This window comes from Cellvibrio sp. PSBB023, from assembly GCF_002007605.1.
Taxonomy (GTDB): domain Bacteria; phylum Pseudomonadota; class Gammaproteobacteria; order Pseudomonadales; family Cellvibrionaceae; genus Cellvibrio.
The window spans coordinates 4,532,740-4,544,701 of the sequence record NZ_CP019799.1 but is presented as its reverse complement, the minus strand read 5'-3'; the positions used below and the strand labels follow the sequence as shown (position 1 = coordinate 4,544,701).

The following is an 11,962-nucleotide window of genomic DNA, read 5'->3' as shown; positions in this document are numbered from 1 at the left end:
ATGCGCAGAAAATGGACTCCCAGCTCACGATTGATTACCGCGTTTGCACTATTGAGTGCAGCGGTTTTTATTAACGCCGTCAGCAAAAGTTATTTTAATACGGGGCTGGCTGATTATTTACCCGCTGTACTGTTTGGCGGGCTGATAACTATTGCGCTGCTGGATTTTATGTTGTCGCGTCGCTTGCCGCCGGTAGAAATAACACGCGAAGTCGCAGGCAACCTCGCCGTTGATAAGTGGGCACCGGTAAAGCTACGCATTAAGCACAATTTCGCCCAGCCGACGCAGATTAGTATTTTTGATGGAGTCCCCGGCAGTGCTGACTACGACAATCTGCCACTCACTATTGATTTGCAACCCAATCACCATAGCCGCAGCGAATACCAATTGCGCCCGCTGGTGCGCGGTGCCGAAAAAATTAACCAAACGCAGGTGGAGTTTTATAGCCCGCTCGGCTTCTGGGCGATTCGCTACTGGACGGGAGAAATAACTCCCATCAAGGTCTACCCGGATTTTGTCGCCATTGCGAATTACGCGATTCTCGCCACCGAAAATCACACCAGCCAAATGGGCATTAAAAAACGCCAGCGTCGCGGTGAAGGTATGGAGTTTCATCAACTGCGCGACTATCGCCAAGGCGACAGCTTGCGTCAATTGGATTGGAAAGCTACCGCGCGCCGCCAAAAATTAATGGCACGGGATTATCAAGACGAACGCGATCAACAAATAGTATTAATGATCGACAGCGGCCGCCGTATGCGTGCCAAAGACGACGAACTCAGCCATTTCGACCACGCACTCAATGCCATGCTACTCGTCAGCTATATTGCATTGCGTCAGGGCGATAATGTCAGCCTGCTCAGCTTTGGCAGTGAAGGCAATCAAAAACACCGCTGGATTCCACCACAAAAAGGTGTAGAGCGTGTAAAGACCTTGCTCAATGGTATTTACGATTTGCAAGCCACCCAAGCCACGGCAGATTACATCACCGCCGCCGAAAAACTCGCCATTCTGCAACCTAAACGCTCACTGGTAATTCTCGTCACCAACTCCCGCGACGAAGACAATAACGAATTATTACTCGCGGTAAACCTGCTGAAGAAACGCCACTTGGTCATGGTAGTGAACATCCGCGAACACATCCTAGACAAACTCGCCGACACCCCCGTCCGCGATTTTGATGACGCCCTGCACTACGCCGGCGTACAACAATTTTTACACGAGCGCAGCGAGAGCCACCAACAACTAACCTCCTCCGGCATCTACGCCATCGACTGCACCGCTAACGAATTAGCAGTGCGTGTGGCAAATGCTTATTGGGAAATTAAGGGGGCGGGGGTTTTGTAACGTTCACACAGACAAAACCGAACAACCATAAACCATAAACCATAAACCGATTATCTATAAAAAGGAAAGCCAAAATGTTGCCCAGGAATATTTTACTAGGTTTTTTAGTACTCATATGTGGATGCACTAAAGAACCAGAAAAAGACTACAGTGTTTGGCTAGACCGAAAAAATACCCTTCGTTTTGAAGGAAGAATATCGGCAGGGAGTTTTAATAAACTGAAATCCCTATATAACTCATCAAATATTAAACCGTCTATCATCAGGATAAAAAGCAGCGGCGGTGACGGAAAAGCAGGATTAGACATGGGGGAATGGATTCACAACACTGGGATAAGCGTTAGGGTTAAGGACTATTGTGCATCGGCATGTGCAAATTATGTATTTCTAAGCGCAGGTAGCAAATATCTTGATGAATCTGCAGTATTAATTTGGCATGGTGGTTTAAATCAAAAAAACCTAATGGAGAACGTTGAATCCGCCTTATCCGACACATACCAACGATCGTCACATGAGGCAAGTATAAATATAAACTCCAGCAAAGGTGATTCCAGTCAAGACACATGCCCATGGGATAATGCGCTAGTGGATGCAATGCAAGAAGAGGATAGAAAAACCTTTATAAGGACAGCAATGAAAAAATGTCTGGAACATCTTGGAAAAAGAGAGAAGGACTTTTTCGTTATGTTAGGAATAGACCCAAACCTTCCCTATTATGGTCAACAGGGAGATTACATCCCGCAATATCAAAGCAAAAAACACAAGGGGTTTGATTACAGCTTGGATGATTTGAAAGAAATGGGAGTCAAGAATATTGTCGTAAAAGGAAGCAACTGGAGCCCTGAAAAGAATAAAGCATATCGAGAAGGCAATATTTACAGGGTAAAATTGACTATCCCTATCACTAACAATAAGAGAGATTCTTACTGAAGAAATATCTGGCACACAAATCAGAGAAACATCGATCAAATCTCTATTTTTACATCCTTGACAAATTAAACTATCGAACCATATAAAAAAAGATTCATAACTCAATTAGCTATACTAACAAGGAGAATTTTCAGTGAGCACTTTCTTCAAACGCAACACACTATCAGGATTTTGTATTGTTGGCGCAATCTGCCTCGGATCAATAACGGCTTTCCCATCTGCCTTAGCAACTCAGCCAAATGCCTTATCAATCACACCTGACATGGTTGACTTGTCCGGTGAACATTTCTTGAGGGCGTTTGTCAGTCAGTCCCCAGATGATAGAAATACAGCAAGACTCTATCTACTTGGCGTACTAGATACTACCGAAGGGAACAGTTGGTGCAGCTACAATCAAATAAAAACAGTCAGTATTAATGAATTTGTCTTTGAGTATTTGAAAAAACAACCCATCGAAAAACAACAAGTCAGAGCAGCAACACTTATACAGGAAGCTCTATCGCATTATTTTCCATGCAAGGATGAGAAATGAAACCAATATATCAAGCTCTTAAAAAACATCATCACTCTTCAGAACCGAGCAATTCAAACTATCTCTCTGGAGCAGCTATTTATAAAGAGATTGGATACGACATTGACTCTCTTTTAAAACAAAATGCAGGTTATGCGAATACTTGTGCCACAAGAATGAGCCTTGCGCTCATTAAAGCAGGTGTTAACTTTCAAGGAAGACTGCGCATAAAATCAGGTGCCTACAAAGGCCGAACCATTGAAACAGGAGCAAAGTTATTAGCTGACCAACTTATGCAACCCGGAATCTTTGGTAAACCTGAAATTTTTACTGATACATCAACTGCGCCAAATAAAATTGGTACCAAAAAGGGCGTTATCTTTTTTTGGAAAATAACAGGCTATGATGGCGGACACATTGATTTAATAGAGAGCAATAACAAAGTTCAGATGTGCAACTCACACTGCTATTTTAACTGTAAAGAAATTTGGTTTTGGGAACTTTCATAACTCGCAAATAGTAATTACAACAAACTAAAAAACTTATTAAAACCCCGCTCGCCCTGACAGCAAGTGGGGTTTTGCTGGATGATTTGCGAAAAAATTTACCGCAAAAACCCACTAATCCCCCCATAACTATTCCCATATCTACCCCAGTTCAAGCCAAAGGCTTTGGCGATATCCAGATATAAGTTGGACATGCCGGTGTTCATGGCGTCGATGGCTTTGCCATTTTGGATGGCGCCGCCTGCGCCACCTGCGACGTAAATGCCGGGGTTTTCTTGTTGGTGGTTGCCGCCACCGACTTCTGACATCACCAGAATCAAGGTGTTATCCAGCAGCGTGCCGCCGTAGGCGACATCTGGACGGGCGGCGAGTTCGTCCATGAGGTAGGAGACCATCATATTGTACCAGCGGGTTTGTGAATCGAATAATGCGGATTCATTGTGTGAACTCACATGGCTGCGCACTTCGTTGTAATTTAATTTTTCACCCGAACCGTAGTCGCCCATGTAGGGGCGAATGCTGGGGAAATTTAATTTTAACGATTCATCCTGCGCGCCCATAAATTGAAAACTGGCGGTGCGGGTGATGTCTGCTTGAAATGCCATGGCGATATTGCGCATCTGTGCTTTGGCGATTAATTCTGCATCGGCATCCACACCGGTCATGCCGATGACGGGGCGACTGAATCCGCTGCCGGTGCCTATATCCAAAGTGCCGGTGAGTGTGCTCTGGTAATAGTTCAGTGCTTCTTCGTGGCTTAATAATTTGCCTTGTTGTTTTATATTGAGTGCGTTGGCTTGCAATAAATCCAGATTTTCATGCAGGCTTTCCAATACTTTTTTGCGTCGTTCCGCTTCCGGGTCTGGTGTGCCACTGCTGCTGCCGACTATGTCGGCGAGCAGGCTGTCGTAGACTTGTTGCGGGTTGTCGGACACTTGAATTTTATTGCCGTTTTTATCGGTAAAGGGCATGTATTCCGCTCCTTTTGCACGGCTTGACCACACCCCGACATGCATATTTTTGGTGAGGCGCCCGCCCAGTGCTTCACCTATGGCTACATCAAACGTGGTGGCGTATTCAACACCGCCGGAGAACACCGCGCGGCAGGCTTCCGGGTGACCGGAGCTGCCGCCGTGACCAACATAGCTGAGATTTTTAAAGGTCACGACGTTGGTGATGTGGCTATTTAAATGTTGCAGCGGGCTGGTATCAAAACTGCCGCTCCCCAAAGCGCCAACATTGTAGGAGTGCCATTTGTCGCGCACACAGCCATTGGGGTAATAGACCATCACAAAACGTTTGGCGCCGCCGCTTTGGGCAAACACATTGGCCGACAACATAAACTGGCTGGTGAACGCGGTGGTTAAACCGGCCTTCGCAAGAGTGCGGAGGAAATCGCGACGTTGCATTTTATTTTTTAAGATATTCATGCGGATGTCCTCTGCAATTATTTGCGCAAAATGTAGTTTTTGGTTTGGGTGAATTCCACCATCAAGTCCAACAGGTTAGCGTTGGCGGCGGTTTTGAATTCACGACCAAAGACTTGCAAGGTACAGCTGTCGCTCGCCTCTTCCAGTTGGCCACGGGTGTAGCGATACCACTGGCGCGCGTAACAGGCTTGGGCATTAGGGCTTTGTGCGAGCAAATCGGTTAGCTCATCCATGCCGTGATACAAGGTCACAGGTTCGGACTCGGATAAATAAGTCTCCGCCGAATTCAAGCTGCCAATTTCACCCAGTGAATTGATGGCTTTTACCAGACCGTTGTCCGTGGTTTCGGTGGTGACGTACAAGCCGAGGGCGTTATAGTTCTCCAAGCCAAAACCTATGCCGTCGATGTATTGATGGCAGGACTCGCAACCCTCTTTTAAATGCGCGGCTTCAAAACGTTCGCGCACAGTGAGGCTTGGATCTTCCTGCGGTTTTAACTCTGCACCCACCGGTGGTGGCGGGAAGTCCTGACACAGGAGGTTGCGACGCACAAACAAGCCGCGTTTCACCGGATGGGTTTTCTCCGAGGCGGATTGGATAGCCAGAATACCGGCATGACCCAATACCCCACGGCGCTCGGCATTGACGCCGGTGTAATCCACTCGCTGTACACCGCTGCCACCCGGCCAGGTCAGGCCGTAATGGCTGGCCATCTGCTGGGTCATGTAGCTGTAGTTGGCGGTAAGCAGGTCTTTATAGTTGCCGCCGCCAAATACGGTGCGTTTTACAAACTCAATGGTCTCGGCCTTCATGTCAGCTTTGAGGCTGGCGCTGATGGCGGTGGTTTTGATGTCTTTATCCAAATCCAACCAGCCAGTGATAAAACGTTCAAAGGCGATTTGGGCTTTGGGGTCTTGCAGCATGCTGCGCACCGTGGTGGCGATTTGCTCCGGCGTGCTCAACTGCCCGGCATCGGCAGCGGCCATAAGGGCGACATTAGGCGTGGTTGCCCAGTAGGTATAAGAGAGCATGGCGGCGACTTCATAGTCGGTCAGCTCGTAGTAGTTCCCTTTGGGCACCCCCACTTCCGAGCGATAGAGCATGGAGGGTGATGACAAAATCGCGGTAAGCAAAGCCAGATCGCCCTGCGCTGCGTGCAGTGTCACCAATTTGGTCACTTCAGCCGAACTCAGCGGGCGACGGAAAGCGCGCTTGCCAAAGTTCTGCACAAAACAGGTCACATTGTTGCAGCCGGGGGTGAGACTGTAGAGGTTAGTCACCATGCCCGCAGCGGTTTCAGCAGCCAGCACATAACCTTTGGCGTAGTCATTGGTAAACACGGTATTGGCGTTGGTTTTGAAACCGTTGACCGGCAGGTCGGCAGGAATGCGACCGGTGGTCACGTCGATATTCGTGGTCAGCCCTAATAAATCGCGCACCGAGTTGTTGTACTCCAGGGTCGATAACAAGCGGAAGCTGCGATCCTGCGGAATCAGGTCGTCCAGGCTGTCGGCATCGCACACGCCGGCGGGCGGCAACAGGGCATCAGCCAGAATCATGGAGGCGATACTGGTGGCACAACTGCCGGTACAGCTACCTGCACTGCCCTTGGGCATGTTGGTGGCGATGTAATCGGCCAGGCTTTGCAGGTTGTAGCGACCAGCCAGTGCCTGGTTGGTGAGTTTGTAATCCCCCGTCAACCCATCGCTGCCATGACAGCCCACACAACCCTGACTTTGGTAATGACCGCGCGCCGCCTGGTGCTGATCCGTCACCGCATCAAAGACTGCCAGCAGTGTCAGTGATAGTGCATTGCCCACCACCATTTGGGTGTTGGCGCTGTTGGCATCCAGCAGGTAAGCCGCGCCGGTGCCTTCCCAGTGCACGAACTGCATACCGGGGCCAGCCGGGTTGGCGTTGATATCCAGCAAGGTGCCGGGCACAAACAACTTTCCGCTAAGATTGCCGCTGGCGCCGATACTCGCGGTGCCGTTACCCACCTGAATTTGGGTGCCCGCTTCCACCGCTGCCGCTGCAGGCTCGGCAGCCAGCCAACCCATGTCATACCAGCGCGGCTGGGCTTGGGTCAGGGTGAGATTGGCGGTTTGATTGGCGCCGTTATTGCTGAAAATGATATTGGTGAAGCCGCTGCTATTCGCCCAACTGGCCGGAATCACCAAGCGCAGCCAGCCAGCCCCATAAGCCGTTGCCGGCTCGGTCAGTGCAGTGCCCGGCCATGGGCCAGTACGCGCGGTTTCCACACCGTTTTGGTTAGTCCAGGCATAGGCCGACACACTGCCCCAGGTCGCCGGTTTTTTCACATACACATACTGCCCCTGCCCCAAACCGGTCACTGTGTAGCTGGTACTCAGGTCACCATAGAGTGCGGCAATGGTGGTAGTACCTGCGGCGGTGCCTGCTGTCACTAAACCAGAGGCAGATACAGTCGCTACCTGCGGGTTACTGCTGGTCCAAATTACCCGCGAGGTCATGCCCTGCAGGCCATTGGCGGCCGTCGCCACCAACGCCAACTGGTGCTTTTCGCCAGCCAGCAAACGCACGTTGGCACGGCCAACAATGGTGAGCGCAGTAATCGGGTTGGAGGGAGGAACGACTTCCAGGGTGATACTGTTGCTATAGCCTCCATTGCTGGCGGTGATGGTGACAGTGCCGGTACTCAGGGCCGTCAGGTTGATGGCGGCGCCGGTTTTCCCACTGGTCGATATCACCGCCGGGTTGCTGGAGCTCCAGCTCACATCACCAACCGCAGGCAGTTGGGTGCTATTGCTGTAGAGCATGGCCACACTCAACCCAATCACCTCGTTAACCTCGGCACTGGCTTTGGTGGCGCTGAGCGTGATACCGGTTTGCACTACATCCACACCCAGCGCATTGATCCAGTTGCGGAACAGGGTTTCTGCCTGAGCATTGGTTTCCGTGGAGCCAAAGGGCATGCGCATACCGGAACCGGTCTGGTATTTGTAGAGGTTGCTGTTGGCCGGAATACCGGGGATAACGCGATTGCTCTGGTTAACCAGCTTCATGGCTTCCAGCGCCGTATCAAAACGCAAATCCATACCGCCCGAGGTGCCGGCATGGCAGTGGGCACAGTTGGTGTCCAAATAGGCTTTGGCGCGCTCGGTCAGGCTGGCACTACTGTCTGTTGGTGCGGCAAAGCGTTCATAGCTGCTGGCATTGCCAATCGCGCTACTGAACAGGCCAATACTGTTCAGCACCGTGAGCTGGTTAGCGATTACGCCTTGGTAGTTGAAGTTGCCATTAAGTTGGCGACTGTGCAGCGCCAGCGGTGTCAGTTGCCCTTCCGCCGTTTTATGACAGCCGCCACAGGTGCTGCCGGTTTCCACTTTACGGGTCACACTCGCCAGTCCGCCATCGGGCACCACTGAGGATTCAGTCACCAAATCGGCATCACTACCGGCGCTGTTCCACAGGTAGTTAGCGGCCTGCCAGCCGGTTTCCTGACGGAACAAGACCGAGGTAGTAAAGGGTTTATTGGCATTGCTGGCACTGGCTACGGCAAGGTGTTTTACCACCACCGCACCCACGGGCAAATCCCAGAGTGCGGTCGGGTCAAAACCTGCCTTACTGCTATTGGGCAGGGCGATAAAGTGGCGCATTTTGCCTCCATCAAACCAACCGCTGGTGTTGAGCGAATACTCAATCACACCGTGAGCCGGAATCAGGTTAGCCAAATCGGCAAACAGGCCGGTCGTGGAGAGTTTGGTCGGGATCTGCGCGGTGGCGACATCGTCATCCACCACTTTAAAAATGCTGGATGGCCCACCCAATTCGCGGCCGTGGCTGGAGATCAGCAGATTCTTCTGTAAATCCTTGCCTATCGACGAGATGTAGTAAGGGAATGCTTCGCTGATCAGTTTCTTCGCCTGCCCGTCATTACTGACTGACCAGAGGCGCTTGGTGACATAGTCGCCAAAAATAAAGCTACCGTTAAGCGCGGGCAATTGGGTGCCGCGATAGACAAAGCCACCAATAATCGACACACCGGAAGTGCGGCCATAGCCTTCGCGCGGCGGCACATAATCCGTCAGGCAATTTTTGCTGGCAGCACCACCCAAGGCACCCCGGTTGCGTGTGCCTTCACACACCGGCCAACCGTAGTTTTGGCCTTTGGTGATAATGTTTACTTCCTCATAGGCCAGATCGGTGTCCTGCCCGATTTCGGTTTCCCACAGGGTGTAGGGGGCATCGGTATCAAACGCCCAGCGCCAAGGGTTGCGATGGCCCATGGACCAGATCTCCGGCAAATAACCCGCCTGACCAACAAAGGGGTTATCCGCCGGCACGCTGTAATACTTGCCATTCACTGGCGTCGCGAGCGGCTGGATGCGGATAAATTTGCCGCGCAAGGTAGTCGGATCTTGCGCGCTGTTGTTGTGGCGGCGCTGATAGGCATCGCTCGGTTGCGGGTTGAGTGGGAAGGCGCTGTGACCGTAACCGCCCTCGCCTATGCCCACATAAAGGTAACCTTCGGTGGGATGGAATTGCATCATGCCGCCCTTGTGATCTTCACCCGGTTGCGGAATGCGCAGCAGTTCGACCTTGGAACCAGCAGAGGCTGGGTTGGCCGGGTTATCAACCGTCCAGCGCTCGATAATCGCATCGCCGGTTTTACCGCCCACTATGCCGTCGGTGCGGGGGTAGAAATTATCGCTCTCGCCAAAAATGTAATAGACATAGATAAAACCATTACTGGCGTAGTGCGGGTCAAAGGCCATGCTGAGCATGCCGCTCTCGTTGTTGTTGAGCACTGTGGCTTTGATATCCAACAACTTGCGCACTTCGACGGGCACGACTGATTCCTTGTTGGGGAATACATAAATCGCCCCTTCCTTATCCACTACATACACCAAATCATTCGCGCCGTCGTTAGTCACCATCACCGGTGAAAAGAAGTAGGATTCCAATGCAGGGAAGGCATTTACAAAGCGGTATTTACCGCTGCTCACCGTACCGGTAATCGGGAAACCCAGTGGCGCCGCTAATTGGGGACGCTCGGGCAAACCTTGAGTCGCGGCGACCACATTGATCACCAAAGTATCGGTCGCGGTTGAACCATCGGCTGCCGTTAATGTGAGCGTGACCGTGTGATTGCCCAGACTGGTCAATGGCGGTGTCACCACTTGTTTACCCACCAATGCCCCCGCCCAGGCGGTGCTGGTCCAACTGGCCGTCGTGTAATCACCAGTAGATGCCGCCGCCGACAATGCCTGCCGACTATTCACATTCGCTTTGCGATCCACCCCCGCATTAGCAACCAGCGCCGCAGGCACGCCACAGGCCGTGGGTGTTTTCCAGGAAGCCGTGCCAAAGTCATAACAAGTATTAGGGGCGACAACATTTAAATCGCCCGTTTTAGGGTTGCCGTTTGCGCTAAACACCATGCCCGCCGATGTGAGCGCGCCCGTGAATTGATAGCTGTAAATTGTCGGTGCATTCGCAAGGCGAACCATCGCAGGTCCCGGCCACACACTGCCAGTACGCGCAGGCACGGCATTGAAAAAATGCACATTCACACTGGCCCAGTTCGCCGTGTTTTTGAAATACACAGTAGTAGTGTTTGCCGCTGTACTGGATGGCGTACTCGACGCGACACTCGCCGAGCTGGAGACACTAGTGGATGATTGTGGCGCACTGCTGGATGAAGCTGGCGCAACACTGCTGGACGCAGGTGTCGAAGAAGATACAGCTACCGTTGTAAAACCACACTGCGCGAGTGTTTTCCACGCTGTATTTTCATAACAACCCGCACCGGTAAATTTCAAATTCGCACTTTGCGGTGCACCGGTATTATTAAAAATCACATCCAGCGATGTCGGCATAACACCGCTGGCCAACTCGGCACTGAAGTCGTAACAATAAAAAAGGCCACGCTTGGTCATACTCTTACCGGGCCAAGCGGGCAAAGCGGTAATGGCCCCTGCAGGAGCAGGGTTCCAAAAATAAATGGAAGGGTTTGCGTAATTAGCAGGATTATTAAAACAAATCGAATTGGCGCTAACACTTTGTGCTGCTACCGATGATGATGCAACACTGGATGGCACAACACTGGACACCGCCGCGCTGGATGCAACCGAACTGGAAGCCGCCGCACCAGACAAATAAAATCCGCACTGCGGCAAACTTTTCCACACCGCATTTTCATAGCAACCTGCACCAGTCCCTGCGCCATTGAATGTCAGGTTAGCAGTTTGATTCGCACCGTTATTACTGAAAATAATACTGAGCGTTGCAGGCAGTGCACCGTTCACCAAATGGATTGCCAAATCGTAACAATAATAATTGCCAACCTTGGTCATCGCCCGGCCCGGCCAGGCGGGTAAATTGGTCATGGTCGCCGCCGGTGTGGGCGCCCAAAAATAAATAGCGGGATTAGCAAAATTACCCGGGTTATTAAAACAAATACTGGTGCCCGAGACTGTCGCCGCTAATTTCACAGCGGAAATCGCTTTGCTCGTTTCGTTAAAGGCAATGTGATAATCGCCCGCCGATGCAATTAAAAAATCCTGCGCGGGATAAGCATCAGTCCAATTATCGGTATAGCGGGTAATTTTAAAACGCGGATTCGTCCCCGCAAAACTCTGGCGGGTTTCCCACAATCCCGTTGCGGTGTTTTTGGTCATGGCGCTGGCCACCCAATCATTGGGGGTCCCGCGAAAATACGCATTATTCCACTGCGCCAGACTGACATGCGAATAGCCCAGCAGTAACAGGCAAAGCATGCTGCTCCACAGGGTGGACCACCCTCCCCCGGCAAAACGAGTTGGTAATTTACGCATAGTATTTTCCTACAAGTAGCCAGACGACCAACATCAACACCGGCGGAGTCTGGAAATATTATTGTTATGTGAATTGATATTATTTAACGTGGTTTTAAATCCCTCCCGACCTCCCTTTTGAAAAGGGAGGAGCTGACTCCCCTCTTTAGCAAAGAGGGGCTGGGGGAGATTAAAAATATGCCGCTACCCAGCCACAGTAATTTCCGCAACTGTTGCGTACCGGATCCATAGTGTTGTGTAACCTAAGAGTATTTGTAAGGCGTTGAAACAACGCAGGGTGATACTTGCCCGAACTACTTTTTATTATTTACTTTGTCAGTGAGTGAGCGAGAGAGGATGATTGCGCTAACAAACAAGCAGCGAAACAAGCACTATCGCATCTGCAGAATAGTTTTGTTTCGCCGCTTCAAGCAAGATGAAT

At 51.1% G+C, this 11,962-nt stretch carries 6 protein-coding genes; 4 read left to right on the top strand and 2 right to left on the bottom strand.

All coding sequences use genetic code 11. From position 1 onward, the window contains the following. From B0D95_RS19680 to B0D95_RS19665, 4 genes are all read left to right on the top strand, one after another. Complete coding sequence (locus B0D95_RS19680; protein WP_078045459.1) at positions 1–1,347, top strand: DUF58 domain-containing protein; 1,347 nt, start codon at positions 1–3, stop codon at positions 1,345–1,347. A 74-nt stretch (positions 1,348–1,421) separates the two neighbouring features. Beyond that, complete coding sequence (locus tag B0D95_RS19675; RefSeq protein WP_078045458.1) at positions 1,422–2,276, top strand: hypothetical protein; 855 nt, start codon at positions 1,422–1,424, stop codon at positions 2,274–2,276. Positions 2,277–2,409: 133 nt separating this feature from the next. After that, entirely contained in the window at positions 2,410–2,808 is a 399-nt protein-coding gene (locus tag B0D95_RS19670; RefSeq protein WP_078045457.1) for a Rap1a/Tai family immunity protein, read from the top strand. Further along, positions 2,805–3,296: a T6SS effector amidase Tae4 family protein gene (locus B0D95_RS19665; RefSeq protein ID WP_078045456.1), complete on the top strand. Its 492-nt coding sequence runs from the start codon at positions 2,805–2,807 to the stop codon at positions 3,294–3,296. The genes B0D95_RS19670 and B0D95_RS19665 overlap by 4 nt, the downstream gene beginning before the upstream one ends. A 95-nt stretch (positions 3,297–3,391) precedes the next feature. On the opposite strand, the gene B0D95_RS19660 is transcribed toward B0D95_RS19665, so the two are convergent. After that, on the bottom strand, positions 3,392–4,723 hold the full coding sequence (locus B0D95_RS19660; protein ID WP_078045455.1) for a DUF1552 domain-containing protein: 1,332 nt from the start codon (positions 4,721–4,723) through the stop codon (positions 3,392–3,394). Positions 4,724–4,740: 17 nt separating this feature from the next. Continuing rightward, on the bottom strand, positions 4,741–11,541 hold the full coding sequence (locus B0D95_RS19655; protein WP_078045454.1) for a starch-binding protein: 6,801 nt from the start codon (positions 11,539–11,541) through the stop codon (positions 4,741–4,743). Between the last annotated feature and the right edge of the window lie 421 nt (positions 11,542–11,962).

What these genes read in the sequence shown, in the direction of transcription:
- B0D95_RS19660 (WP_078045455.1), bottom strand. Translation starts at nt 4,723, where the DNA reads ATGAATATCTTAAAAAATAAAATGCAACGTCGCGATTTCCTCCGCACT.
- B0D95_RS19680 (WP_078045459.1), top strand. Translation starts at nt 1, where the DNA reads ATGCGCAGAAAATGGACTCCCAGCTCACGATTGATTACCGCGTTTGCA.
- B0D95_RS19675 (WP_078045458.1), top strand. Translation starts at nt 1,422, where the DNA reads ATGTTGCCCAGGAATATTTTACTAGGTTTTTTAGTACTCATATGTGGA.
- B0D95_RS19655 (WP_078045454.1), bottom strand. Translation starts at nt 11,541, where the DNA reads ATGCGTAAATTACCAACTCGTTTTGCCGGGGGAGGGTGGTCCACCCTG.
- B0D95_RS19665 (WP_078045456.1), top strand. Translation starts at nt 2,805, where the DNA reads ATGAAACCAATATATCAAGCTCTTAAAAAACATCATCACTCTTCAGAA.